The 25,519-nt window shown below is 72.0% G+C and carries 22 protein-coding genes; 12 read left to right on the forward strand and 10 right to left on the reverse strand.

Features of this window, described 5'->3' with window-relative positions; all coding sequences use genetic code 11:
* The first annotated feature begins 64 nt into the window (after positions 1–64).
* Both MUB56_RS09405 and MUB56_RS09410 read left to right on the forward strand, forming a co-directional pair.
* Positions 65–544, forward strand: a complete 480-nt coding sequence (locus MUB56_RS09405; RefSeq protein WP_244931637.1) for a DUF2975 domain-containing protein — start codon at positions 65–67, stop codon at positions 542–544.
* Positions 544–786 (forward strand): helix-turn-helix transcriptional regulator, encoded by a 243-nt coding sequence (locus MUB56_RS09410; RefSeq protein WP_244931638.1) that lies wholly within the window; start codon positions 544–546, stop codon positions 784–786. The genes MUB56_RS09405 and MUB56_RS09410 overlap by 1 nt, the downstream gene beginning before the upstream one ends.
* On the opposite strand, the gene MUB56_RS09415 is transcribed toward MUB56_RS09410, so the two are convergent.
* Positions 755–2,152, reverse strand: coding sequence for a wax ester/triacylglycerol synthase family O-acyltransferase (locus MUB56_RS09415; RefSeq protein ID WP_244931639.1), 1,398 nt, complete (start codon positions 2,150–2,152; stop codon positions 755–757). The two genes, MUB56_RS09410 and MUB56_RS09415, sit on opposite strands and share 32 nt — an antisense overlap.
* 249 nt (positions 2,153–2,401) lie before the next feature.
* On the opposite strand from MUB56_RS09415, the gene MUB56_RS09420 reads away from it, so the two are divergent.
* The 3 genes from MUB56_RS09420 to MUB56_RS09430 all read left to right on the forward strand — a co-directional run bounded on the left by MUB56_RS09420 (position 2,402) and on the right by MUB56_RS09430 (position 4,993).
* Complete coding sequence (locus MUB56_RS09420) at positions 2,402–2,725, forward strand: hypothetical protein (protein WP_244931640.1); 324 nt, start codon at positions 2,402–2,404, stop codon at positions 2,723–2,725.
* A 68-nt stretch (positions 2,726–2,793) separates the two neighbouring features.
* Positions 2,794–3,894, forward strand: a complete 1,101-nt coding sequence (locus MUB56_RS09425; protein ID WP_244931641.1) for an FUSC family protein — start codon at positions 2,794–2,796, stop codon at positions 3,892–3,894.
* Positions 3,895–3,901: 7 nt separating this feature from the next.
* Positions 3,902–4,993 carry a DNA polymerase IV gene (locus MUB56_RS09430; protein ID WP_244931642.1) on the forward strand — a complete coding sequence of 364 codons (1,092 nt, stop codon included), beginning with the start codon at positions 3,902–3,904 and terminating at the stop codon, positions 4,991–4,993.
* A 1-nt stretch (position 4,994) separates the two neighbouring features.
* On the opposite strand, the gene MUB56_RS09435 is transcribed toward MUB56_RS09430, so the two are convergent.
* Positions 4,995–6,122 carry a glutamate--cysteine ligase gene (locus MUB56_RS09435; RefSeq protein WP_244931643.1) on the reverse strand — a complete coding sequence of 376 codons (1,128 nt, stop codon included), beginning with the start codon at positions 6,120–6,122 and terminating at the stop codon, positions 4,995–4,997.
* A gap of 51 nt (positions 6,123–6,173) precedes the next feature.
* Between MUB56_RS09435 and MUB56_RS09440 the strand changes: the two genes are divergently transcribed.
* Positions 6,174–7,511, forward strand: coding sequence for a threonine/serine exporter family protein (locus tag MUB56_RS09440; protein ID WP_244931644.1), 1,338 nt, complete (start codon positions 6,174–6,176; stop codon positions 7,509–7,511).
* Positions 7,512–7,523: 12 nt separating this feature from the next.
* Here the strand turns inward: MUB56_RS09440 and MUB56_RS09445 are convergent, their stop codons facing one another.
* The gene (locus MUB56_RS09445; protein ID WP_244931645.1) at positions 7,524–8,051 is read right to left on the reverse strand and encodes a DUF402 domain-containing protein; all 528 of its coding nucleotides are present in this window, start codon (positions 8,049–8,051) and stop codon (positions 7,524–7,526) included.
* Positions 8,052–8,080: 29 nt separating this feature from the next.
* Here MUB56_RS09445 and MUB56_RS09450 point away from each other — a divergent pair, with 29 nt between their 5' ends.
* Positions 8,081–8,218, forward strand: coding sequence for a hypothetical protein (locus tag MUB56_RS09450; RefSeq protein ID WP_244931646.1), 138 nt, complete (start codon positions 8,081–8,083; stop codon positions 8,216–8,218).
* Between the two features lie 172 nt (positions 8,219–8,390).
* Here the strand turns inward: MUB56_RS09450 and MUB56_RS09455 are convergent, their stop codons facing one another.
* Entirely contained in the window at positions 8,391–9,236 is an 846-nt protein-coding gene (locus MUB56_RS09455) for an SDR family NAD(P)-dependent oxidoreductase (RefSeq protein ID WP_244931647.1), read from the reverse strand.
* Positions 9,233–10,762: an NAD(P)/FAD-dependent oxidoreductase gene (locus MUB56_RS09460; protein WP_244931648.1), complete on the reverse strand. Its 1,530-nt coding sequence runs from the start codon at positions 10,760–10,762 to the stop codon at positions 9,233–9,235. The genes MUB56_RS09455 and MUB56_RS09460 overlap by 4 nt, the downstream gene beginning before the upstream one ends.
* A gap of 50 nt (positions 10,763–10,812) precedes the next feature.
* Here MUB56_RS09460 and MUB56_RS09465 point away from each other — a divergent pair, with 50 nt between their 5' ends.
* Positions 10,813–11,415, forward strand: coding sequence for a TetR/AcrR family transcriptional regulator (locus MUB56_RS09465; RefSeq protein ID WP_244931649.1), 603 nt, complete (start codon positions 10,813–10,815; stop codon positions 11,413–11,415).
* Here MUB56_RS09465 and rocD read toward each other — a convergent pair.
* From rocD to MUB56_RS09490, 5 genes are all read right to left on the reverse strand, one after another.
* Positions 11,402–12,625: an ornithine--oxo-acid transaminase gene (gene rocD / locus MUB56_RS09470; protein WP_244931650.1), complete on the reverse strand. Its 1,224-nt coding sequence runs from the start codon at positions 12,623–12,625 to the stop codon at positions 11,402–11,404. The two genes, MUB56_RS09465 and rocD, sit on opposite strands and share 14 nt — an antisense overlap.
* A gap of 194 nt (positions 12,626–12,819) precedes the next feature.
* Positions 12,820–14,907, reverse strand: a complete 2,088-nt coding sequence (locus MUB56_RS09475) for a hypothetical protein (RefSeq protein WP_244931651.1) — start codon at positions 14,905–14,907, stop codon at positions 12,820–12,822.
* Positions 14,908–14,994: 87 nt separating this feature from the next.
* Complete coding sequence (locus MUB56_RS09480) at positions 14,995–16,446, reverse strand: HAMP domain-containing sensor histidine kinase (protein WP_244931652.1); 1,452 nt, start codon at positions 16,444–16,446, stop codon at positions 14,995–14,997.
* A 3-nt stretch (positions 16,447–16,449) separates the two neighbouring features.
* Positions 16,450–17,160 carry a response regulator transcription factor gene (locus tag MUB56_RS09485; RefSeq protein ID WP_280637410.1) on the reverse strand — a complete coding sequence of 237 codons (711 nt, stop codon included), beginning with the start codon at positions 17,158–17,160 and terminating at the stop codon, positions 16,450–16,452.
* Between the two features lie 204 nt (positions 17,161–17,364).
* A complete protein-coding gene (locus MUB56_RS09490) occupies positions 17,365–18,885 on the reverse strand; it encodes an FAD-dependent oxidoreductase (RefSeq protein ID WP_244931653.1) in 1,521 nt (506 codons plus the stop codon).
* Positions 18,886–18,963: 78 nt separating this feature from the next.
* Here MUB56_RS09490 and hrpA point away from each other — a divergent pair, with 78 nt between their 5' ends.
* The 4 genes from hrpA to MUB56_RS09510 all read left to right on the forward strand — a co-directional run bounded on the left by hrpA (position 18,964) and on the right by MUB56_RS09510 (position 25,513).
* Positions 18,964–22,773 carry an ATP-dependent RNA helicase HrpA gene (gene hrpA / locus MUB56_RS09495; RefSeq protein ID WP_244931654.1) on the forward strand — a complete coding sequence of 1,270 codons (3,810 nt, stop codon included), beginning with the start codon at positions 18,964–18,966 and terminating at the stop codon, positions 22,771–22,773.
* Positions 22,774–22,795: 22 nt separating this feature from the next.
* Complete coding sequence (locus MUB56_RS09500; protein ID WP_244931655.1) at positions 22,796–23,392, forward strand: hypothetical protein; 597 nt, start codon at positions 22,796–22,798, stop codon at positions 23,390–23,392.
* 180 nt (positions 23,393–23,572) lie between these two features.
* Entirely contained in the window at positions 23,573–24,055 is a 483-nt protein-coding gene (locus MUB56_RS09505; protein ID WP_244931656.1) for a type II toxin-antitoxin system PemK/MazF family toxin, read from the forward strand.
* Positions 24,056–24,127: 72 nt separating this feature from the next.
* The gene (locus MUB56_RS09510) at positions 24,128–25,513 is read left to right on the forward strand and encodes an extracellular solute-binding protein (RefSeq protein WP_244931657.1); all 1,386 of its coding nucleotides are present in this window, start codon (positions 24,128–24,130) and stop codon (positions 25,511–25,513) included.
* Positions 25,514–25,519: the final 6 nt, after the last annotated feature.

Consider the following 25,519-nt stretch of genomic DNA (forward strand, 5'->3'; position numbering starts at 1 on the left):
CGCGTGAGGTTCGCATCCAACGCGATCTGTTGACTTTCGATAGATCTCAAGCGAAAGTCGATGCATGAACCTGCTCGATCGCGTCGTGGTCCCGCTCCGGATCCTGTTGGTGGTCTTCTTCGTCGGCCTCGTCTTCGGCCAGGTGGTGAGCATGCCCGGGCAGTTCGCCCACCTGGCCACCGAGGAGCCCGACCTGGCCCACCTGCGCTGGCCCCTGACCATCTGGTCGATCCTGGAGATCGCCGCCGTGCAGGTGGTGGTCGTGTGCACCTGGCGGCTGCTGTCCCTGGTGCGGGCCGACCGGATCTTCAGCGAGGAGGCGTTCCGCTGGGTCGACTTGATCGTGGCGGCGCTCGGGGTCGGGTGGGCGCTGTTCGCCGGCTTCGCCCTGTACGTGATCTCGAAGTCCGACGACCCCGGCACGCCCATCCTGGTGATCGGCATGACGCTCGCCGGGGGCGTGGTGCTGCTGGTGATGGTGGTGATGCGTGCCCTGCTCCACCAGGCCACCACGCTGCGCCTCGACCTCGACGCGGTCATCTGATGCCGATCGTGGTGCGCATCGACGTCGAGCTCGCCAAGCGCAAGCTGTCGGTCGGCGACTTCGCCGAGCAGGTCGGGCTCACCCCGGCCAACGTCGCCGTGTTGAAGAACGGCCGCGCCAAGGCGGTCCGGTTCAGCACCCTGGAGGCGATGTGCCGGGTCCTGGAGTGCCAGCCCGGCGACCTCCTCGAGTGGGTCGACGACGAGGCCGCTACGCCCCGACAGCCTTCTCCAGCGCGCTGACCTCCGCGTCGAGGTGGATGAGCAGGCGCTGCAGGTGCGGAACGGTCCGGCGGCAGCCGGTCAGCCCGAAGCCCATTTTCCCGTCGTACGACGTGCAGGTGATGTTGAGCGCCATCCCGTTGATCGGGATGGACAGCGGGTAGGTGCCGACCATCTTCGCGCCGTTCCAATAGTGCGTCGTGCGCGGGCCGGGCACGTTGCTGATGATCAGGTTGTACGGCGAGCGCACGATCCCCTGCAGGCGCAGCAGCGGCGGCAGGATGGCCGGCGCCTGCCCGAGCGCGCTCATCGCGACGATCTGCAGCGGGGTCATGCTGGACAGGGCGACCTTGCCGTCGCTCATCGACTGTTGGATGGTCGCGAGCCGGGCGGCCGGGTCGTCGAGATCGGTGCCGAGCCGGCACATGACGGCGCCGACGGCGTTGCCGCCGTCGGCGGAGGCGACGTGCGACTGCTTGGCGTTCAGCCCCACGGGGACCATCGCGACGAGGGGTGCCTGGGGGAGCTCGCCGAGCTCGAGGAGGTACTGCCGCACCGCCCCGGAGCACATCGCCAGGACGACGTCGTTGATCGTCGCGCCGCTGGCCTTCCCGATCGCCCGGAGCCGCTCGATCGGCCAGTCCTGCGCGGCGAAGCGCCGGGAGCCGGTGATCCGCTCGTTGAAGATCGTGCGGGGAGCGTGGAAGGAGACCGCCGAGGTCTCGTTGCGGACGCCCGCGTTGAGGGTCCGGATCAGGGCCGCGGGCAGGCCGGCCGCCTCCGCGGTCAGCCCCAGCCCGGTGGAGAGGGCGTGGCGGAACAGGTCGGCCGGTACGTCGGCGGCGGGTTCCGGCGTACGAGAGTGCTCGGGCCGGACCCCCCACGGTGCCGGCATGTCGCGCTGGTCGGGGTCGGTGCTGAGCACGCTCTGCATCAGCCGCATCGCCGAGATGCCGTCGAGCAGGGCGTGGTGGGTCTTGGTGTAGAGCGCGACCCGTCCGTCGCGCAGCCCCTCGATGACGGTCGACTCCCACAGCGGCCGCTCCCAGGCCAGCCGGGTGCTGTGCAACCGTCCGCACAGGTTGAGCAGCTCGCGGATCCGACCCGGCTTCGGCAGCGCGCTGTGCCGGACGTGGTGCTCGAGGTCGAACTGCTCGTCCTCGCGCCACACCAGCTGGCCGGCGGTCGAGAGCGAGCGGTGCGGGTGCTTGAGGAACAACGGGCGGACCTCCGCCACGTCGGTCATCGCCTCGTACATCCGCCGCGTGTAGCCACGACCCGCACCCTCGGGGTTCTCGAACAGCTGCAGTCCGCCGACGTGCATCGGCTGGCTGCGGTTCTCGGCGAGCAGGAACGCGGCCGAGGTGGGGTCGATCGGAGTGACCACGGAGGGCCTTTCGCTGGCTGCTGTCGGGGCTGAGGTGTTGCCACGCAGTGGCGACTATCGCAATGGGTGACCGTCGCCACAAGGGACGCGCGGCAGGCCGGGGGCGGCGGGCCGTCCTCCGTCCACAGGGGCCGGTCCCGCACGGGTTCTCCCCAGGCGGTCTCCGGTCGCCGCCGACCGTCGCCGGTCCTCCCTAGCGTCGTCGGTACGCCGGAACTCGCCGGCACACCGACCCTCGGGAGTCCACCCATGCCCAAGCTCCTCACCCTGGCCGTCGCGGCCGCTGCCGCCGTCCTGCTCCTGCTCTGCGGCGGCCTGTCCGCCAGCAGCAGCACCGCCCAGGCGCCGGCGCCCGACACGATCGTGGCGGTCACCGGCGACCAGGCCAACGGCTTCGAGATCCACTACTACGACGGCTCGGCGGCCTACCCGCCCACCGACTCCGAGGCCCGCGCCGAGTGCGCCGAGTACGACACCCACGTCGCCCGGGTGCGCTGCCGCACCGAGGTGCGCACGTGGTACCGCGACCTCGGTGACCTGAAGCAGGCGCTCGACTGGGCGCACGCGTCGTAATCCCGAATCGTTGGTCGAGTAGCCCGTGAGGCACGAGCGGGCGTATCGAGACCTGGCACGATCGGGGTATGGAGGCCGGACCGCTCGACAGGATGTGGAGCCGCAGCCGGCTGTCTCTGCGGGCCCGCATCGCGCGGCTGAGCTCCAAGCGCTGGCAGATCGCCCAGTGCGCGTTGGCCGCCGGCGTCGCCTGGGTGATCGCCGCGGACCTGCTCGACCACCCGACGCCGTTCTTCGCGCCGGTGGCGGCGGTGGTCGCCCTCGGGACGTCTTACGGCCAGCGGCTGCGTCGGGTCGCGGAGATCACCGTCGGCGTCGCGGTCGGGGTGTTCATCGCCGACCTGCTGGTGCTGGAGCTCGGCACCGGCGGGTGGCAGATCGCCCTGATCGTGGGACTCGCGATGTCGAGCGCGTTCCTGCTCGACGGCGGGCAGCTCCTGGTCACCCAGGCCGCGGTGCAGTCGATCATCGTCAGCACCCTGGTCCCGGACCCGGACGCCGCGTTCACCCGCTGGACCGACGCGGTCATCGGCGGGTTGGTCGCCCTGGTCGCCGCCTCGGCGGTGCCCGCGGCACCGTTGCGGCGACCGCGCGAGCAGGCGGCGGTGGTGATGCGCAAGATCGCCGAGCTGCTCCGGACCGCTGGCGAGGTGATGGTCGACGGTGAGGCCGAACGCGGTCTCGACCTGCTCGCCGACGCCCGCTCGACCGACCACCTGATCCGGGAGCTGCAGGCCGCGGCCGACGAGGGGATGGCGGTGGTCGCCTCCTCGCCGTTCCGGGTCCGCCACAAGGGCAACATCCGGCGGATGGCCGACCTGGTCGACCCGCTCGACCGGGCGCTGCGCAGCACCCGCGTGCTGGTCCGGCAGGTCGCGGTGGCGGCGTACCACCGACGGCCGGTGCCGTCGTCGTACTCCGTGCTGGCGATCGACCTGGCGGCGGCCGCCGAGAAGGTCGCCGACGAGCTCGCCGCCGACCGGATGGCCGTCGCGGCCCGCGACGACCTGCTCGCCGTCGGCAACGCGACCGGGCGGGTCGAGCGGTCCGAGGAGATGACGGCCGAGGTGGTCCTGGTCCAGCTCCGCTCGGTCGTCGTCGACCTGCTCCTGCTCACCGGGCTCGACCAGCGGGAGACCACCGAGGCGCTCCCGCCGCCCCCTCGATGAGCATGCGATGACCGCCCCGACGACGGCCTGGGTGCTCCACGTCGATCTCGACCAGTTCATCGCGGCCGTCGAGGTGCTGCGCCGACCCGAGCTGGCCGGGCGCCCCGTCGTCGTCGGCGGCCGCGGCGACCCGACCGAGCGGGGCGTGGTCTCGACGGCGTCGTACGAGGCGCGCGAGCACGGCGTCGGCTCCGGGATGCCGCTGCGGCTGGCCGCTCGCAAGTGCCCCGAGGCGGTGTTCCTGCCCGTCGACAAAAAGGCGTACGACGCCGCCTCGGCCGAGGTCATGGACTGCCTGCGCACCCTGACCTGGGGTGGCGCGCCGGTCGTCGTCGAGGTGCTCGGCTGGGACGAGGCCTTCCTCGCCGCGAGCGTGCCCGACTCCGCGCTCGACCCGCAGGCCTTCGCCGACCGGATCCGCCAGGAGGTGCTCGCGGTGACCCGGCTGCACTGCTCGGTCGGCATCGGCGACACCAAGCTGCGGGCCAAGGTCGCGACCGACCTGGGCAAGCCACGCGGGACCTTCCGGCTGACGGCGGACAACTGGTTCGAGGTGATGGGCGAGCGGCCCACCCGGGCGCTGTGGGGGATCGGCGGCAAGACCGAGAAGAAGCTCGCCGCGCTCGGCATCGAGACTGTGCGCCAGCTCGCCGAGTCCGACGCCCGGGTCCTGGCCGCGGAGCTCGGGCCGACGATGGGGCCGTGGTACCACCGGCTCGGCCGCGGGGCCGACACGAGCCCGGTCGACGCGACCCCGTGGGTGCCGCGCGCACACGGCCGCGAGACCACGTTCCAGGACGACCTCGTCGATCCCGAGCGGATCGCCGAGGAGGTGCGGGTCCTCGCCCGACGCGTGGTGGACGACATCGACCGCGAGGGCCGGCCGGCCGCCCGGGTCGGGCTGAAGGTGCGGTTCCGGCCGTTCTTCACGGTCAGCCGCAGCCTGACCTTGCCGGTGCCGACCAACGATCCCGTAGCGCTCGCGGAGGCGGCGGCCTCCCTCCTCGACCGGCTGGAGGAGCGCGATCGCGACCGCCCGGTGCGGCTGCTCGGCGTACGGCTGGAGATGGTGCCGCCGGAGGGCGGCTACGAGCGGTAGCTCACAGACTGGCGCGCAGCTCGCGCACGACGGAGTCGACGACGGCGACCAGGTCACCGTCGGTGCGGGTGGCCACCTCCCGCTGACGCTGGTACGACGCGCCCCGCCGCGGGATGTCGGCGACCGAGGCTAGCTCGGCGGAGCAGCCGAGGCGCTCGGCGACCGGCTCGAGCCGCACGAGCAGGTCGGCGAGGTCGTCGGTGATCAGCCGCTCGTTGGACTGGGCGTCCAGGATGACGATCGCGTCCAGCCCGTAGCGGGCCGCGCGCCACTTGTTCTCCTGCACGTGCCACGGCGGCATGGTCGGCAGCGTCTCGCCGGCGGCCAGCCGGGTGTCCAGGTCGACGACCAGGCAGTGCACGAGCGCGACCAGGGCGGCGAGGTCGTCGATGCTGGAGACGCCGTCGCACACCCGGTTCTCGATGGTGCCGAGGTGCGGGGACGGTCGCACGTCCCAGCGGATCTCGGAGAGTACGTCGATGACGCCCGTGGTCAGCTGGTCCTGCGCGAAGGACTCGAACTCCGCCCAGGTCGCGAACTGGAACGGCAGCCCCGCCGTCGGGAGCTGCTGGAACATCAGCGCCCGGTTGGAGGCGTAGCCGGTGTCGACCCCGGCCCAGATGGGGGAGGAGGCGGAGAGCGCCTGCAGGTGGGGGTACCAGTTGAGCAGCGCGGAGAGCACCGGCATCACCCGGTCGCGCTCGGGCAGCCCGACGTGCACGTGCACGCCCCAGATCAGCATCTGCCGGCCCCACCACTGGGTGCGGTTGATCAGCTCCTCGTAGCGGTGGCCCTCGGTCAGCTGCTGCCCGGTCCAGGACGCGAAGGGGTGGGTGCCGGCGCCGTACAGGTCGATGTCGAGCTCGTCGCCGGCGGTGATGGCCGCGGCCAGGGTCGTGCGCAGATCGGTCATCGCCTCGTCGACGGTGTGGCAGACACCGGTGACCAGCTCGACGGTGTTCTTCAGCAGCTCCTTGTGCATCCGCTCGGGCTCGGCGAGCCGGGGCTTGGCGCGGGCGAAGAGGTGGCTGGCGTCGTTGCGGAGATCGCGGGTACGGCGATCGACGAGGGCGAGCTCCCACTCGACACCCAGTGTCGGCTCGGGCGAACCTCGGAAGTCGATGCGCACGGCACCAGCCTTCCACAGGGTGCGGCGACCCGCTCTGGCAGCATCGCGCCCATGGCGGACGTACGAGAGGTCAACCTCGGGCTGGACTTCTGCCTCCGGATCGGGGAGGTGCTGCTGTCCTCGGGCGCGGGTGCTGCCGACGTGACGGCGACCATGCAGACGCTGGCCTATCACCTGGGGCTGCGGGAGGCGGACATCGACGTCACCTTCACCTCGCTGTCGATGAGCTGGCAGCAGGGGCCCGAGGAGGTGCCGCTGCACGCCACCCGGCTGGTGCGGCAGCGGGTGATCGACTACGAGCACCTGACCCGGGTCGACCACCTGATCCGGGCGGTGCTGCGCGACGAGGTGACGCTGAAGGAGGCGCGGGCGTCACTGGCCCGGATCACCTCGTCGGGCCACGACCGGCCGCGCTGGGCCATCACCCTCGCCTGGGGCCTGATGTGCGCCGGCGTCGCGATCCAGCTCGGCGGCGGCCCGGTCGTGGTCGCGCTCGCGTTCCTGGCCTCGGCCGTCATCGACCGGCTGCAGCTGCAGATCTCCCGGCGCCGGATGCCGTCCTTCTACCAGCAGGTCGCCGGAGGCGGGGTCGCGACCCTGATCGCCCTCGCGGCCGCGTCGACACCGCTGGACGTGGACGTCTCCCTCGTCGTCACGGCCAACATCGTGATGCTGCTCGCCGGGATCGGCTTCATGGGCGCGCTGCAGGACGCCCTCACCGGCTTCTACATCACCGCCACCGCCCGGCTGACCGAGGCGATGCTCGCGACCGCCGGCATCATCGGCGGCGTCAGCGGGGGTCTCAGCCTGGCCGGTGCGTTCGGTGTCGAGATCCCGCAGCTCGACCCGGGCGCGGCCGACCTCCAGAGCGTCAGCATGCTCGCGGTCGGGTCGGCCCTCTGTGCCGGCGCGTTCGCGTACGCGTCGTACGCCCCCAAGCGGATCCTGCTGCCGATCGCCGTCATCGCGGCGATCGCGATCGGGATCTCGCAGTCCGTCGAGTTCCCCGGCATCGGGCGCACCTGGTCGGTCGCGATGGCGGCGCTCTTCGTCGGCCTGGTCAGCTACACGGTCGCGGGCCGGATGCGGGTCCCGCCACTGGTCGTCGTGGTGTCCGCGGTGGTGCCGATGCTGCCCGGCCTGTCGATCTACCGCGGCCTCACCCTGCTCGCCGAGGGCGGCGCCTACACCTCCGCGGGCCTGCTCGCCATGGTCACCGCCGCCTCGGTGGCGATCGCCCTGTCCTCCGGCGTGATCCTCGGGGAGTACGTCGCCCAGCCGCTCAAGCGCGAGGCCCGCAAGGTCGAGTCGCGGCTCTCCGGGCCGCGGCTGGTCGGCGCGTCCCGGACCATGGCGCGGTCGCGGCGCCGCTCGCGCGGCGGCTCGTGACCGCTCGCCCCGTCAGGGCGGGGTGAGGTCGGCGACCTGGGCCAGCCACGGGCGGCAGGTGTCGAGGTCGAACGGCGGCTGGGCACGTCGTACGGCGTTCAGTACGGCGTCGCGGCTCGCCTCGGCGACCCGCACGATCTCGGCTGGGTAGCCGAGCGTGACCTGGTGCTCGGCGAACTCGTCCTCGTCGTCGACCCGGACCCGGCCGTCCGAGCCGCGGATGACGTCGAGATCCAGGTCCACGGCGCGCACGACGGCGCCGTCCCAGTGCGGGGGCGTGGTCATGTCGACGTAGACCGTGCACCAGATCCCCGGGGCGTGGAACGTCGCACACCACGGACGGTCGCGGGGCGCGAGCGTCACCGAGTCGACCTCGGACGTGAAGCTCGCCCCCGGCCGGGAGTGGGCGGTGCCGGCAGGGACGCCGAGCCAGTCGCCGTGCTCGTCGGAGCCGAGGTACGTCGCGTCGAGCTCCCAGTGCGGCCGGTCGCCCCACTTGCTCAGCTCGATGCGGGCCGGATCACCTGGACGGGGGAGCACGGACACCTTTCTAGCGGGTACCGGGAGGTATGAGTCTCTTCCGCAAGGTCGCCGCCATCGGTATCGCCAAGAAGGTCTACGACGAGGCCCGCAAGCCGCAGAACCAGGAGCGGCTCAAGGCCGGGATGACGAAGGTGCAGGAGGCGCGCGCGAAGCGGAAGCGCTGAGCGCCGGGGTCAGTCCCACGAGGCGCACGAGTCGCACGAGTCGCACGAGTCGCAGGCTCATCACGGTATGCAGGTCGACTGGCAGTTCCCACGGTGGGTACGCCGTGGGAACTGCGAACTCACCGACATACCGTGATGAATCCGCAGGCCCCCCTCAGTGCCGCGCCGCCCCTCAGACCACCTTCGCCTTCTCCGGCAGCATCCGACGAGACACCCGCGCGACGACGTCCTGGTAGCGCGCGCCGAGCACCCGGCCGAACTGGTGCAGCAGGTGCGCGTCGATGCCGACGAGCACCCGCGCCTTCCCGCCCACGATGCCCTGCTCCACGATGACCGAGGCAGCCTTCTCCGGCGTCATCCGGGCCAGCTTCTTGTCGAAGAAGCTGGCGGTGGCCGCCTTGTCCTCGCGGCCGGAGACGCGCGCGTTGCGGGCGATCGCGGTCTTGATGCCGCCCGGGTGCACGGCGGTCACGCCGACGGGGTGCCCGCCGGAGAGCATCTCGATCCGGATCGCCTCGGTCAGGCCGCGCACGGCGTACTTCGTGGCGTTGTAGGCGCTCTGGCCGGGCATGGCGACCAGCCCGAACAGCGAGGACAGGTTGACCAGGTGGCCGTCACCGGAGGCGATCAGGTGAGGCAGGAACTCCTTGGTGCCGTTCAGGACGCCGCCGAGGTTGATGCCGACGATCCAGTCGATGTCGTCGTACTCGAGGTCGGTGAAGTCGCCCGCGAGCGCCACGCCCGCGTTGTTGACGACCACGTTGACCCGGCCGAACTGCTCGGCCACCGCGGCGGCGTACGACGCCATCGCCGCGCGGTCGGCGACGTCGAGCCGGTCGGCCCGGACCTCGCGCGCTCCCGCCGCCTTGACCAGGTCGACGGTCTCCGCGAGGCCGCTCTCGTCGACGTCGGAGATCGCCAGCAGCGCGCCGCGCCCGGCGCAGTTCACCGCCAGGGCCCGGCCGATGCCGGAGCCGGCGCCGGTGATGACCACGACCTTGCCGTCGAGGGTCCTCATGCGGTCACGTCCTCACGGGTCGGGGTCGGGGTGGGGAGAGGGGTGCAGGTGTAGGTGTCCTGGTCGAAGCGGGACAGCTGCGCGCGCATCGTGAACGTCGCCCGCGGCCACAGCGTGGTGTTGCGGCCGTGCCGGTCGAGGTACCAGCTGGAGCAGCCGCCGGTGCTCCACACGGTGTGGTCCATCCGGCGCTGCAGGCGTCGGTTCCATCGGTCGGTCGCGGTCCGGGTCGGCTCGACCGCCGCGTACCGGCCGGCCCGCATCGCCCGCACCGCGGCGCGCAGGTAGGCGACCTGCGACTCGATGACGAAGACCATGCTGGAGTGGCCGAGGCCGGTGTTCGGGCCGACCAGGAAGAACAGGTTGGGGAAGCCGGGCACGGTGGTGCCCTTGTACGCCGCCATGCCGCGCTCGGCCCACACCTGCGCGAGGGTGCGGCCGGCGGGGCCGGTGACGTGCTCGGCGATCGGGAGCTCGGTCGTGAAGAAGCCGGTGGCGACCACGATCACGTCGACCGCCCGCTCGGTGCCGTCGTCGGCGACGACCGCGCCGCTGGTGACCTGGGCGATGCCGTCGGTGACCAGGTCGACGTTGTCCGCGGCGAGCGCCGGGTAGTAGGCGTTCGAGATCAGCACCCGCTTGCAGCCGAGTTCGAAGGTCGGCGTCACTCGCTCGCGCAGCACCGGGTCGGGGATCCCGCGGCGGATGTTGGCCAGCGCCAGCTGCTTGGCCGGCCAGGCGATCTTGGGCTGGATCGTGAAGGCGGGGACGTAGGTCTCACGGGCCAGGTAGATGCCCGTGCGGTAGGCCCGCTGCAGGCCGGGCACCTTCTGCAGCGCGGTCCGCTCGAGGGCGGAGTAGCGCCGGTCGGCCCGCGGGATCACCCACGGGGCGGTGCGCTGGTAGACGTCGAGGTGGCTCACGATCCGCTGCAGCTCGGGGACGATCTGGATCGCCGAGGCGCCGGTGCCGATCACCGCCACTCGCTTGCCGGTCAGGTCGACGGAGTGGTCCCAGCGCGCGGAGTGGAAGACCTCGCCGCCGAAGTCGGCCAGCCCCTCGATGTCGGGCAGCCGCGGCTCGGAGAGCGCGCCGGCGCCGAGCACCAGCGTGCGCGAGCGGATCTCGCCGGCGGACGTCGTACTGACCCACTGGTGGGCGGCGTCGTCCCAGCGTGCGTCCTCGAGACGGGTGTCGAAGAGGAACCGGTCCAGTACGCCGGCCTCGCGGGCGACCCGCCGGAGGTAGGCGTGGATCTCCGGCTGGGCAGAGAAGGAGGAGGTCCAGTCGGGGTTCGGCGCGAAGGAGAAGGAGTAGAGCTGGCTCGGGACGTCGCAGGCCGCCCCGGGGTAGGTGTTGTCGCGCCAGGTGCCGCCGACGTCGCCGGCCTTCTCGATGACGAGGAAGTCGGTCTCGCCGTCCTCCTGCAGCTTGATCGCGGCGCACAGGCCCGCGAAGCCGGCGCCGACGACCAGGTGCTCGACCCGGCGGGGCGCACCCGACCTTCCGAGAGGGGAGGGGATCATGCCTCGACGGTACCCACTATTGAATGGCTGTCAATAGATAGGATGGCCTCGTGACCCAGCCCGCCCGCACCAGGCTCAGCCCCGACGAGCGCCGCGCCCAGCTGCTCGACCTCGGCGTCCGGCTGCTGGCGAAGCGCTCGATCGAGGAGCTGAGCATCGACGTCCTGGCCGAGGAGGCCGGGATCTCGCGCGGGCTGCTCTACCACTACTTCGGCAGCAAGCACGCGTTCCGCGAGGCCGTCGTACGACGTGCGGCCGACGACCTGATCGCCCAGACCGTGCCGCCCGTCGACGGCGAGCCGGAGGAGCGGCTGCTCGTGTCGGTGACGGCGTACCTCGACTACGTGAGCGCCAACTACGAGGGCTACCTGTCGCTGGTCAAGGCGGCCGCGAGCGGCAACGAGGCGCTCCGCGAGATCTACGACGAGGCCCGGTCCGTGCTGACCGACCGGATCTTCCGCGAGGACGCCGCGGGGGAGATCCTGCCCGACACACCGCTCACCCGGCTGGTCGTGCGTGGTTGGTCGGCGATGACCGAGGAGCTCGTGCTGACCTGGAAGGTCGAGCCGAACGGCGTGACCCGCGAGGAGCTGATCGGCATCCTCGCGGGCTCGCTGCGTCCGTTGGTCGAGGCGACCCTCACTCGCCCCTGACGACCGCCGCCAGCTGGTCGAGACCCCAGACGAGGTCCTCCTCGGAGACGACCAGCGGGGGAGCCAGACGGATCGTCGAGCCGTGGGTGTCCTTGGCGAGCACGCCGCGGGCCATCAGCGCCTCGCAGACCGCCCGGCCGGTGCCGACCGCGGGGTCGATGTCGACGCCGGCCCACAGGCCGCGGACGCGTACGCCGACCACGCCGTGGCCGATGAGTGCCTCGAGCCGCTCGCGCAGCACGAGCTCGAGCTCGGCGGCGCGGGCCTGGGGCTCGCCGGTCGCCAGCATGCCGACGACCGCGGTGCCGACAGCGCAGGCCAGCGGGTTGCCGCCGAAGGTCGAGCCGTGCTGGCCGGGGCGGAGTACGCCGAGGACCTCCCGGTCGGCGACGACGGCGGAGACGGGCACGATCCCGCCGCCCAGCGCCTTGCCGAGCAGGTAGAGATCGGGGACGACGTCCTCGTGGTCGCAGGCGAAGGTCTTGCCGGTGCGGCCGAGCCCGGCCTGGATCTCGTCGGCGGCGAAGAGCACGTCGCGCTCGGTGCACAGCTCGCGCAGGCCGCGCAGGAAGCCGTCGGGCGGGATCACCACACCGCCCTCGCCCTGGATCGGCTCGATGATGATGCCGGCGGTGTTCTCGTTGATCGCGGCCTCGACGGCCGCCAGGTCGCCGTACGGGACCATCACGAACCCGGGCGTGAACGGGCCGAAGTTGTCGCGGGCGTCCGGGTCGTCGGAGAAGCCGACGATCGTGGTGGTGCGGCCGTGGAAGTTGCCGGCCGCGACGATGATCTCGGCCCGGTCGGGGGCGATGCCCTTGACCTCGTAGCCCCACTTGCGGATGACCTTGATCGCGGTCTCGACGGCCTCGGCGCCGGTGTTCATCGGCAGCACCAGGTCCTTGCCGCACAGGTCGCCCAGTGCGGCGCAGAAGTCGGCGAACTGGTCGTGCACGAACGCGCGGCTGGTGAGCGTGAGCTTGTCGAGCTGCGCATGTGCAGCCTGCAGCAGGACCGGGTGGCTGTGCCCGAAGTTCAGGGCGGAGTAGCCGGAGAGCAGATCGAGGAAGCGGGTGCCGTCGACGTCGGTCATCCACGCGCCGGCCGCGTGCTCCACCACCACCGGCAGCGGGTGGTAGTTGTGCGCCGTGCGGGACTCCGCGCGCTGGAACTGCTCGGTGCTCGACTCGTGCTGCGTGGGGGTGGCCATGGCCGTCATCGTTTCGCCTCCTCGGTCATCCGTCAGGATTGTCAGACAATCTGGGGTCCAGGCTAACGCGGATCGTCGCCGATCACGAACCGTTGGGCCGAGGTGCATCCCGACGGCGGGGACGCCGTCGACCCGGTGGCGGTGCTGAAGGAGCGCCGCGTCGAGGACTGAGGTGACCTGATCCGGCCCTGCCCTCAGTGCAAGGCGGACGAGAGACCGTTGACCGTCCAGTAGCCGTCGACGATCACGCGACCGGAGGCCACCAGCTGCGGCGGCCCCGTCCGACGCTTCCGTCCCGGCTGCAGGACGATCGTCCGGAAGCGGGTTCGCGACGAACGCAGGTCAACCTTCCGCTTCCGGAAACCGTCGATGAGCAGCGAGCCGCACGTCGGACAGGTGAGCACGCGGACCGCCCAGTTGAAGATGTTCTGGCGATCGTCGTCGCTGGGACGAACAGCCTGTCCGGGGGCGAGCAGGCTGGCGGAGCCACCGCGGTACTTTCGGCTGCGAAGCGTCGTGACCGGACCCTCTAGGAACCGGTCGTCGGCCATCGCGCTCACGCACGACCCCGCGCGTGAGCGATTGTCGAGGACATCGTGGGCCTGGACCTCGATGCAGACGGTCTCGCCCGACCTCAGACGCGGCGAGTACGACGTCCGCGTGGGTGCCAGGGTCCTGCGGATCGTCTGGCCCTTCACGCGGCTGAGGCGCCAGACCATCGCGCCCTGCTCCCGCACCTCGGCCGGGTCCGTCGAGCGCCAGCTCCACCGGACGTGTCGTCCCGGCGCGAGCCGGGGCGTGTCCCGGACGAGGCTGATCCGGGGCCCGGTGCCGTCGGTCACCCAGTGGTGGGTGAGTTCGACCGTGTTGCCCGCCAGATCCGTGACCACGGCGGTGAGTGTGCGTGCGCCCGCGCGGTTGCCGTTGTCGGCGGTGCAATCCCACGGGTACCTGCTGAGATACTCGCCGCCCACGTCGCGACGGCACAGGACCTCCTTGATCGCGCCGTCGTCGACCACGCGCACCGTCACACGTGCGTACGGCCGAAGCGACTTGCCCGCGCCCTCCACTACCACCAGTTGTGGTGGTATGCGGTCGATGAACCAGTACGAGAAGTAGCCGTACCCACGATGGACCAGCCGATCGCCGTACACGGCGGCGGGCAGGATCGTCGGGCACGACGGGGCACAGTCGGTGTCGGAGTCGGTCGGCTCGAAGGGCAGCGGCCACCGCCAGGCGCTGTCCGGATCCAGGGAGAAGAGCCGGCCGCCCTCGACCTGGACGGAGTACGTCGAGCCGAGCGCCGCCAGCACGACCTCGGTGCCGACTCCGTCGGCGAAGGTGCTCGGCGCGGTCGGGACCGTCACCGGTGCCGCAGGCGTGCCGGAGGTGCTGACCGGCGCGCTGAGCAGGACCGGGGCGGACCCGGCGGTGCCCCGCAGCCACGCGACGCGGACCGACGAGCCGTCTGTTGCCACCGCAGCCGGACGCCGTACGGCGCCGGACGGGGCCGTGGCCTCCAGCGCGTCGACGTCGACAGGAGCGCCGAAGCTCGCGCCGCGGTCGTCGCTGACCAGCAGCGAACCCGCCTCGTCGGCGTCGCCCACGACGATCGCCAGGCTGGGAGCCTGTGCCGCCAGGCTCACCGTGGGGACGGCCCCCTCGTCGTCGAGGCCGGCAAGCGCGAGCAGGTCGACCGGGGCCTCCCAGGTCTGGCCGCGGTCGGGGCTGCGGAGCAGGTGGGCCGAGCGGTCGCCGTCGGCGCTGCCCTGGACCACGGCAAGGAAGACATGGTCACCGGTCGCGGCGAGAACGAGGCGGCGCGAGGTCGTGCCGTTGGTCAGCGACACGGATGGTGAGGTCCGGGTGTCGGCGGTGGTCGAGGCGACGGCGACCGTCTGGACCTGCACCTGAACGGCTCCGTCGGCCGTCAGGGCCGTCGCCGTGACGACGTAGTCGCCCGTGCCGCTGGCGGCCGAGGCCGACTGCGGCCCCGGGGACCAGTCGATCGCCGCGCCGGGGAACGGGGTGCGGGCGCCGAACCACTGGGAGTGGACGACGCCCGAGTGCAGGTGGAAGACACCGCGCTCGCTGAGCTCGACGGTCGGGAAGGGGTTCGGTGTCGGCACGGTGCCCGTCTCGAAGCGGCCGCGGTTCAGCCGCTCCTGGGCAGGCCCCGGGTCGGCGGCCACGGCACCGGCCTGTGCCACTGCTGGGGTCGCTGTGAGGAGGCCGGCCACCAGCGCGGCGAGACTCAGCAGGATGGTGAGGGCGCGGCGCATCAAGAGCTCCCCAGGGGGCGGCCGTGGGTCGGCCGAGGCGCGCACATGCTGCCAGGTACTCGATGCCCGCAGGGCCGATTCTGGAGATCAGCCGAGCCGTACGACGACTCGCGTGTCACCCGGTGTGCTCGCCAGCGTCACCGTGCCGCCGTGCGCGGACACGATCGCCTGCACGAGGGCCAGGCCGAGTCCGGCCCCACCCTCGCGGTGCCGTGAGGCGTCGCCGCGGGCGAACCGCTCGAAGGCGTGGTCGACCAGCTCCGGCGAGAAGCCCGGTCCGTCGTCGTGGACGGTGAATCCACCGGGCTGGGCGCTGACGGTGACGGTGGTGCCGTCGGGGGTGTGCTTCCGGGCGTTGGTCAGCAGGTTGGTGACGACCTGGTGCAGCCGTTGCTCGTCGCCGATCACCTCGACCGACTCCTGCGGCAGGTCCAGCCGCCAGTGGTGGCCGGGGGCGAGGACGCGCGCGTCGGAGACGGCCTCGAGCAGCAGCCGGGTCAGGTCGACCGGCTCGCGCACGAGCGGCCGGCCGGAGTCGAGACGGGCGAGGAGCAGCAGGTCCTCGACGAGAGCGGTCATCCGCCGCGACTCCTCCTCGACCTTGCCGAGCGCCATCGAGCCTGCCTCGGCGTCGTCGGGCCGTCGGCGGGCCAGCTCGGTGTAGCCGGCGATGGTCGCGAGCGGGGTGCGCAGCTCGTGCGAGGCGTCCGCGACGAACTGCCGCACCTGCATCTCGCTGCGGTGCCGCGCGGAGAGGGAGTCCTCGACATGGGCGAGCAGCGTGTTCAGCGCCGAACCCACCTGGCCGACCTCGGTGCGCTCGTCGGTGAGGTGCTCCGGCACCCGCTCGGCCAGGTCGATCTCGCCCTCCGCGAGCGGGAGGCTGGCCACCGCGTGGGCCGTCTCGGCGACCTCGCGCAGCGGGCGCAGGTGACGTCGTACGACGACGAGGCCGGCGCCGAGCGCGAGCAGGCCGCCGAGCGCGATCAGCGCGACCTCGGTCGTGACCAGGGTCGAGACCGCGTCATCGAGATCCCGGGTGGGAAGCCCCGCGGCGACCTTCTCGTTGCCGGGTCCCGAGTCGGTGACGGCCACGCGGTAGGTCCCGAGGGCCGGCAGGTCGACGACGTGGACCGTGCCGTCGGTCGGGAGGCCGTCCAGGATCTCCAGCGCCTCGGTCGAGAGGTCTTGTCGACTCGCGATGCCGTCGGATCCTTCCGTAATGACGTCGCCGAGGCCGGGCTCGTCGTCCGCGTAGAACCAGGCGGTCAGCGTGCCGACTCCTTGACCGAAGACGTTCGGGCGGTCGCCGTCGCCGCCGGGAATAGCGCCCGGCGGACCGTCGAAGGTCCGGTCGATCGGACCCGGTGCCCGGCTCGCCCGGTCGAGGGTCGAGTGGACCTCGTTGTCGAGCTGGCCGGTCAGGTAGGAGCGGAGCGCGAGCGTCGTCGCGACCGAAACCAGAAGAGCGACGACCACGACGAGCGCGACGGCGGTGATAACCAGGCGCGACGTCAGCGAGCGGGGACGGGGGAGCATGGCTCAGGAGGCCGGCTTCAGGACGTAGCCGGCGCCGCGCATGGTGTGGATCATCGGCTCGCGCCCGGCGTCGATCTTCTTGCGCAGGTAGGAGATGTAGAGCTCGACGACGTTGGCCTGCCCGCCGAAGTCGTAGTTCCAGACCCGATCCAGGATCTGCGCCTTGGAGAGGACCCGCTTGGGGTTGCGCATCAGGAAGCGCAGCAGCTCGAACTCGGTCGCCGTCAGCGTGATCTCGTGCCCGGCCCGGAACACCTCGTGGCTGTCCTCGTCGAGGGTCAGGTCGCCGACGCTGAGCACCGACGACTCCGCCGCCTGCTGGGCCCCGGCGCGACGCATCAGCCCGCGCAGCCGCGCGACCAGCTCCTCCAGCGAGAACGGCTTGGTGACGTAGTCGTCGCCGCCGGCGGTCAGGCCCGCGATCCGGTCCTCGACCGCGTCCTTGGCGGTCAGGAACACCACCGGCAGGCCCGGGTCGAGCCCGCGCATCCGGCGCAGTACCTCCAGGCCGTCGAAGTCCGGCAGCATCATGTCGAGCACGACCGCGTCGGGCTGGGTCTCCTTGGCCGCCGCGACCGCCTTGCCCCCGGTGTGGGCGGTCGTCACCTGCCACCCCTCGTAGCGCAGCGCCATCGAGATCAGCTCGGCGATGTTGACCTCGTCGTCCACGACGAGGACGCGCAACGGTGATCCGTCGGGTCGGGTCAGCTCCATGCCGGACACGATCGCGAGGTTAGCTGTGTGTTGTCTGTGAATGGTCTGTGCTGGGTGCATCACCGGTCCGAACGTCCGTCGCTCCGCGCACGTAGTCGGACTGACACAAGCGCGTCGGATCCACGAGCCGGACGCTCAGGGAGGGCCGGCGCCGTCGACTTGTGTGCGTCCGAGTACGGCGGGGGCACCCGAGACGCCGGGAACTCACGACCCGAGCAGGTCCCGCACGGCCAGCGAGGCGAAGACCATCGCGCTCCCGAGCGGCGCGCCCGGGCCCGGGTAGACGCCGCCGAAGACGGAGGCGGCCGAGTTCGACGACGCATAGAGGCCGGCGATCGTCGAGCCGTCCTCGCGCAGCACCCGGCCGGCGGGGTCCGTGACCAGGCCGCCCTTGGTGCCGAGGTCGGAGAGCACGAACCGGGCGGCGTAGTACGGCGGCTGGTCGCACGGGGTCAGCGCCTTGTTCGGGCCGGTGCCGCCGGCGAAGAAGGTGTCGTACTCGTCCTCGCCGCGCCCGAAGTCCTCGTCGACGCCCTTCTCGCAGAACACGTTGAACCTCTCGACCTGCTCCACCAGGACCGAGCCCGGGACGCCGGTCGCGGCGGCGAGCTCCTCGAGGGTGTCGGCCTGCACCCAGGTGCCGGCGGCGAGGTGCTCGGCGGGGTCGCCCTCGGGCATGGCGATCGCGGGCAGCCGGCCGCCCTCGCGGGAGTCGAAGACGAACCACGACGGGATCCGCTCCGGCGCCTGTGCCATCTCCCGGCCGAACCGGTCGTAGGGCAGGCACTCGTTGGCGTACCGGCGACCGTGGGCGTCGACCATCAGCCCGCTGCGGAAGCCGAGCGTGAACGAGCCGCCGCCGTCCGGCTGCGCCAGCCCCGGGCAGAACCAGCCCACCCCGCTGAAGTCGGCAGCCGCGCCGATCGCGATCGCCGCCTCGATGGGCTCGCCGGTGTTGGTGGCGCGCGGCGCCATCGTCCAGGCCACGTCGCCGGGTACGCCGCGCTTCGACCTCAGCTCGGCGTTGCCCTCGAACCCGCCGGCCGCCACCAGCACTCCGCGCGACGCGCCCAAGGAGATCGGCCCCTCGGGGGTCATCGCGGCAACGCCGACGACCCGGTCGCCCGACTCGGAGAGGACCAGCCCGGTGACCGGCAGGTTCGTGCGCAGCTCGCCGCCGGCCTCGACGTACAGCGTCGCGAGTCGGGCGATCAGCGCCTGCCCGCCGCTGAGCGTGTTGCGGCCACCCTCGCCGGCCCGGTCCCGCTCGACCGGCGGCCGCACGAGCGACGCGACGTCGGCAGGCAGCTCGCCGCGCTTGACGTTCAGCGGCTGGATCGAGCGGCCCATCGGGACCCGGCCGGGCGCGTCGTAGTACTCCGCGAACGGCAGCCACTCGAAGGGCAGCCCCGCCTCCTCCAGCTCGGCCACCAGCTCGGGGGAGTGCGCGAGGAACGCCTCGACCTTCGCCTCGTCGGCCGACTCCAGGATGGCGCCGAGGTAGGACCGCGCGCCGTCGGTCGAGTCGGGGATCCCCGCCCGCTGCTGGACAGCGCTGCCGGGCAGCCAGCAGGCGCCTCCGGAGTACGCCGAGGTGCCGCCGATCAGCGGCGTCTTCTCGACCACCACCGTGCGCAGGCCCGCCCGAGCCGCGAGAAGCGCCCCGGTCATCGCCCCGCCGCCGGAACCCACCACGATCACGTCGTACTGCTGTGTCTGCGTCACGCGCTGAATCTAGAACAGGTTCTAGCTAGGGGGAAGGTGGCGAAACCCGCTGGCGTGGCCTGGGATGATGGTGCCGCCGTGAAGATCACCTATCCGTCCGAGCTGCCGGTCAGTCAGCGCAGGGACGACATCGCCGAGGCCATCCGGGACCACCAGGTCGTGATCGTCGCCGGCGAGACCGGCTCCGGGAAGACCACCCAGCTGCCCAAGATCTGCCTCGAGCTCGGTCGCGGGGAGAAGGCGCTGATCGGGCACACCCAGCCGCGCCGGATCGCCGCGCGCTCGGTCGCTGAGCGGATCGCCAGCGAGCTCGGCACCGAGCTGGGCGGCGCGGACGGCGTGGTCGGCTACCAGGTCCGGTTCACCGACCGGACCTCGAAGGCCACCCGGGTCAAGCTGATGACCGACGGCATCCTGCTGGCCGAGCTGCAGCGCGACCGGATGCTGCGCAAGTACGACACGATCATCATCGACGAGGCCCACGAGCGCAGCCTCAACATCGACTTCCTGCTCGGCTACCTCAGGCGGCTGCTGCCGAAGCGGCCCGACCTGAAGCTGATCATCACCAGCGCCACCATCGACGTCGACCGGTTCGCGAAGCACTTCGACGCCCCCGTCGTCGAGGTCTCCGGCCGCACCTACCCCGTCGAGGTGCGCTACCGCCCGCTGATGGAGCTCCCGGACGAGGACGACGAGGGCGAGGCGGTCGTCCGCGACCAGACCGAGGCGATCGTCGAGGCGGTCAAGGAGCTGTCGGTCGAGGGTCCCGGCGACGTCCTGGTCTTCCTGCCCGGCGAGCGGGAGATCCGCGACACGGCCGAGGCCCTCGCGGAGCTCGACAAGACCGATCGACGGGCGCGGCTCGAGATCCTGCCGCTCTACTCGCGCCTCTCCGCCGCCGAGCAGCACCGGGTCTTCTCCTCCCACGGCAATGCCACCCGCCGGATCGTGCTCGCCACCAACGTCGCCGAGACCTCGCTGACCGTCCCCGGGATCCGGTACGTCGTCGACACCGGCGTCGCGCGCATCTCGCGCTACTCCCTGCGCACCAAGGTCCAGCGCCTGCCGATCGAGCCGATCAGCCAGGCCTCGGCCAACCAGCGCTCCGGCCGCTGTGGCCGCGTGGAGGCCGGCATCGCGATCCGGCTCTACTCCGAGGAGGACTTCGAGGGCCGTCCGGAGTTCACCGACCCCGAGATCCTGCGCACCAACCTCGCCAGCGTCATCCTGCAGATGGCCTCGCTCGGCCTGGGCGACCTGACCCGGTTCCCCTTCGTGGAGCCGCCCGACAAGCGCAACGTGCAGTCCGGCGTCCAGCTGCTCGAGGAGCTCGGCGCCCTGGAGGTCTCGACAGGCTCGACCACCGAGAAGGACCTCACCAAGCTCGGCCGCCGGCTCGCCCGGCTCCCCATCGACCCGCGGCTGGCCCGGATGATCCTGGAGGCGGAGCGGCTCGGCTGCGTGCGCGAGGTGATCGTGATCGCCGCGGCGCTCTCGCTGCAGGACCCGCGGGAGCGACCCGAGGAGGCCCGGGCGCAGGCCGACCAGCTGCACGCCCGGTTCAAGGCGGAGAACAGCGACTTCCTCACCTGGCTGAACCTGTGGCGGCACCTGAAGGAGCAGCAGCGCGAGCTCAGCGGCAGCGCGTTCCGCCGGATGTGCAAGCGGGAGTACCTCAACTACCTGCGGGTCCGGGAGTGGCAGGACTTCGAGTCCCAGCTGCGCCAGGTCTGCAAGGAGATGAAGATCGACCTCGGCCAGCCCGCTGACGTCCCCGACGCCGACGGCATCCACCAGGCCCTGCTCTCCGGGCTGCTGTCCCACATCGGCCTCCTGGAGGAGAAGGAGGTCTCGACAGGCTCGACCACCGGCCAGCGGGGCGGCCGCCGGCCGATGCGCGAGTACCTGGGCGCCCGCGGCGCCCGCTTCGCGATCTTCCCCGGCAGCGGCCTGGCCAGGAAGAACCCGCAGTACCTGATGGCCGGCGAGCTCGTCGAGACCAGCCGGCTCTGGGCCCGCCAGAACGCCGCGATCAAGCCCGAGTGGGCCGAGCGGCTCGGCGGCGACCTGGTCAAGCGCACCTACAGCGAGCCGCACTGGTCCAAGAAGCGCGCGTCCGTGATGGCCCACGAGCGGGCCACCCTGTACGGCGTACCCCTGATCGCCGACCGGCTCATCTCCTACGGCAGGGTCGACCGTGAGCTGTCCCGCGAGCTCTTCATCCGGCACGCCCTCGTGTACGGCGAGTGGGCTGAGCTCAACAACGGCCGCCACCGGTGGTTCGCCGAGAACCAGCGGCTCCTCGAGGAGGCAGCCGAGCTCGAGCACCGCGCGCGACGCCGCGACATCGTCGTCGACGAGCACACCCTCTTCGACTTCTACGACGCCCGTGTCGGTCCCGAGGTCGTCAGCGGGGCGCACTTCGACACCTGGTGGAAGCAGGCCCGCCGCGACGACCCCGACCTGCTGAAGTTCGACCCGGCGATGCTCACCCACGACACCGTCGAGGAGGTGACCGAGGGGGACTACCCCGAACAGTGGCAGGCCGACGAGGGACTCACCTTCCCGATCAGCTACCACTTCGAGCCGGGCGCGGCCGAGGACGGGCTGACCATCGACGTGCCGGTCGCGACCCTGAACCGGGTCGAGGCCGACGACTTCTCCTGGAACGTCCCCGGCCTGCGCCACGAGCTGGTCACCAGCCTGATCCGCAGCCTCCCGAAGAACCTCCGGGTCAGCTTCGTGCCCGCCCCCGACAAGGCGCGGGAGTTCCTGGCCGGCGTGCCCGCGGGGGAGGAGCCGCTGCTCGACGCGCTCGAGCGCTGGTGCCGGTCGACGGCCGGCGTCGTCGTGCCGCGCGAGGCGTGGGACTGGGCGAAGGTGCCCGAGCACCTGCGGCCGACGTACCGCGTGGTCGACGACAGCGGTCGCGAGCAGGCCCGCGGCAAGGACCTGGAGGCGCTGAAGGAGCCGCTGCGGCCCAAGTTCGCGCAGGCGATGGCCGAGGTGGCCACCGAGAGCGGGCTGGCGCGCACCGGCGAGACGACCTGGGCCTTCGGGACCATCGAGAAGTCCTTCACGCAGAAGCGCGCCGGTCACGAGGTACAGGCCTATCCGGCGCTCGTCGACGAGGGCGCGAGCGTCGGGCTGCAGGTCTTCGGCTCCGCCGAGGAGCAGGAGGCCCGGCACCGGCTGGGAGTACGACGGCTGCTCCTCCTGGAGCTGGGGTCTCCGGTGAAGGCGGTCCTCGACGGGCTCACCAACGCCGAGAAGCTCGGGCTAGCGGGCTCGCCGTACCCCTCCGTCTCGGAGCTGCTCGAGGACTGCCGCGCCGCGGTGGTCGGGGCCGTCGTCGACGCCCGCCCTCCCGTCCGGGACCAGCAGGCGTACGACGCCCTCCGCGCCGAGGCGGCGCGCGACCAGGAGGCCGCCCTGCGGGGCCTGCTGGCCGACGTGATCCGGGTGCTGGACGCGTGGCGGCAGGCCGAGAAGTCGCTCAGCGGCCGGGCCGACATGATGATGCTGCCCGCACTGTCGGACATGAAGGCCCAGCTCGGTCGGCTCGTGCACCGTGGCTTCGTCGGCGAGGCCGGGCCCGCCCAGCTGCGCCGCTACCCGACGTACCTCGCCGCGCTCCAGCAGCGTCGGTCCAAGCTCGACGACGGTGGCCAGGCCGCGGCCCGCGACCGTCAGCTGATGGACCGGATCGGCGAGCTGCAGCAGGCCTACCTCCACCAGCTCGCCGCGCTCCCCGAGGGCCGGCCGCCGGGGGAGCGGCTGCGCCAGGTGCGCTGGATGCTGGAGGAGTACCGCGTCTCGCTGTGGGCCCAGCAGCTCGGGACCCCGACGCCGGTCAGCGACCAGCGGATCCGCAAGGCCCTGGGCTGACCTCGGGTCGTAGCCTGATCCGATGAGCGAGCGCCGCCACCACCGTCCGATGAAGCCGGGCGACCGGTACTTCGACGACCTGCTCGGCGGTACCGACCCCGCCCTGGTGAGCGAGGCCGCCGACCGGGCCGCCGCGCTGCTGGTGCGCGGGGTGCGGGAGAGCGGCGACAGTGCCGTGGCCGAGCGGCTGCTCCGGCTGGCTGACACGGAGGGCATCGAGACCATCGCCGAGCTCTGGGCCGGCTCGCCGGCCGACTCCCTGGCCGGCTGCCTGTGGCGGCTCTTCGTCCTCCGGGCCTGGGTGTACGCCGACCCGGTGACCGCCGCCCACGAGTTCGAGGATGGCCGGGCCCGGGCCCAGGTGGCCAGGGTCATCGCCGGGGTGGCGGACCCGCCCGGTCCCGACGAGCTGAAGGCGATGGTCGACCAGGTGCTCACCGGCATCGCGGCGGGCGACTTCGCCGACGTGCTGTTCCGGGCCGCGGCGTTCGCGCGGGTCGTCGCGGCTGGTCGCGCCGTCCGTCCCGGGACCGAGGACGCCGACGTGCGCCGGATGCTGCTGGTCTCCGAGCAGCTCGAGGCGGCGGGCCACCTGGAGCTCGAGCAGAGGCTCGCCTGAGAGCCTGCCCACAGGTCGGCCTGGATGCCTCCCGGAACGACCGGGCGTGACCTATGGTGGCCACTGAGCACGTCGGGCCGTGGCAGCCCCGGGTCCCAAAATAAGCCGCTACGAGCGGCCACGCGCCGTGAGGCGCTCCCGGTCCGACGTGCTCGTCACTCGCTGCCCTAGGTTCGAGGCATGTCCCGACTCCTCGGCCTGCTCACGCGTCTCGGTCGTGCCGCCAAGCCCGTCGCCAAGCCCGTCGCCAAGCCCGTCGCCAAGCCTGCCGCCAAGCCCGCCCGCGACGAACTCGGTTACGCGCCCCAGGCGGACGGTCGGCCCGACCCGGGCGAGGTCGTCTGGGCGTGGGTGGCCTACGAGGACGACCCACGCCAGGGCAAGGACCGTCCCGTGCTGGTCATCGGTCGCCGCGGCGACCGGCTGCTCGGGCTGATGCTGACCAGCAAGGACCACGACCGCGACGCCGCCGACGAGGCGCGCCACGGTCGGCACTGGATGGACGTCGGGGCCGGCGGGTGGGACCGCCAGGGACGACCGAGCGAGGCGCGACTGGACCGTCTGCTGGTCCTCGACCCGGGCGCGGTGCGCCGCGAGGGGGCCGCGCTGGAGCGTGGCGTCTTCGACAGGGTGATCAACGCCGCTCGGCCGTTCCTCGGCTGAGCCCGTCCGAGTTCGTGACCTGTCGGTAGGGTGTGCCCGGCGCGGGGGACGGGAGTGACAGGAGTGGGTGCGGTGACGGCGAGGCGTGTACGACGGGTCCTGGCGGCCAGCGTGGCCCTGACCGTCTCGCTCGGTCTGGCCGCGTGCGACAGCGAGTCCGCACCGGACCCCGACCCGACGCCCAGCACGACCGCGCCGGTGCAGAAGACCCGACTCACCTTCGGGGTCTTCGGCAACCAGGCCGAGATCGCGGCCTACGAGTCGATGGTCGCGGGATTCAACGAGACCTCCGAGCTGAGCCAGGTCGAGGTGCAGGCGTACGCCGACAACGTCGCGCTCGAGGCGGCTGTCCGGGCCGGCGGCAAGTCCGCCCCGGACGTGTTCCTGGCCGATCGCGACGACCTGGTGTGGCTGCGCGAGGGCGAGCTCAACACGCCCGTCGACGAGCTGCTCGACGAGCGCGGCATCGAGTTCGGCGACCAGTACTCCCGGGCGGCGCTGGAGGCGTTCTCCGCGGAGCGCCGGTTGCAGTGCATGCCGTACGCCATCTCGCCGACGGTGATCTTCTACAACACCCAGCTCGTCAACTTCGAGCGGATGACGGCCCGCGGCCTCCAGGTGCCCTCCGACACCAACAACCGGTGGTCCTTCGACCAGTTCGAGGAAGCCGCCCGGTTCGCCAGCCGCAAGCGCCGGGGCAGCAAGGGCGTGCACATCGAGCCGACGACCCGGGCACTCGCGCCGTTCATCTACTCGGGCGGCGGCAAGCTCTTCGACGACGAGGAGGAGCCCACCTCGCTGGCCTACTCCGACGAGAGCTCGCGCGAGGCGTTGACGCGCACCCTGGCGCTGCTGCGCGACCCGACGGTCACCCTGTCCGAGAAGCAGCTGCAGCGGCGGACGCCGCTGGAGTGGTTCGAGCGCGGCAAGCTCGGCATGATCGCCGGCTCCCGCGCGCTGGTGCCGGAGCTGCGCGAGGTCGAGGGGCTGCGGTTCGACGTGCTGCCGATGCCGACCCTCGACTCGCCCGCGACGGTGGGGGACATCACCGGCGCCTGCATCGCCAGTGGTGGTGCGAGCGTCCCCGAGGCGGCCGACTTCCTCATCTACGCGCTCTCGACCGAGGCGGTCCGGCTGGTCGCCCGCTCCGGCTACCTGGTCCCGGTCAACCAGGAGGTCGCGCTCACCGACGACTTCCTGCAGCCGGACCGCCAGCCCGAGCACGCGGCGGTGTTCACCTCGAGCATCCGGGCGCTGAGGATCCCGCCGCTCCTCGACGTGTGGCCGGCGCTGGACCAGGCCGTCACGCCGTTGCTGGACGAGATGTTCTCGGTGCCGGTGCTCGACGACCTCGAGGACCTCACCACCCGCATCGACGAGGCCTCCCGGACCGTGCTCGATCCCGAGGACCCGGCCGACGAGCCCGAGGACACGGAGAGCACCGAGGGCTCGGAGTAGCGGAGA

The organism is Nocardioides sp. W7, assembly GCF_022919075.1.
GTDB lineage: Bacteria > Actinomycetota > Actinomycetes > Propionibacteriales > Nocardioidaceae > Nocardioides.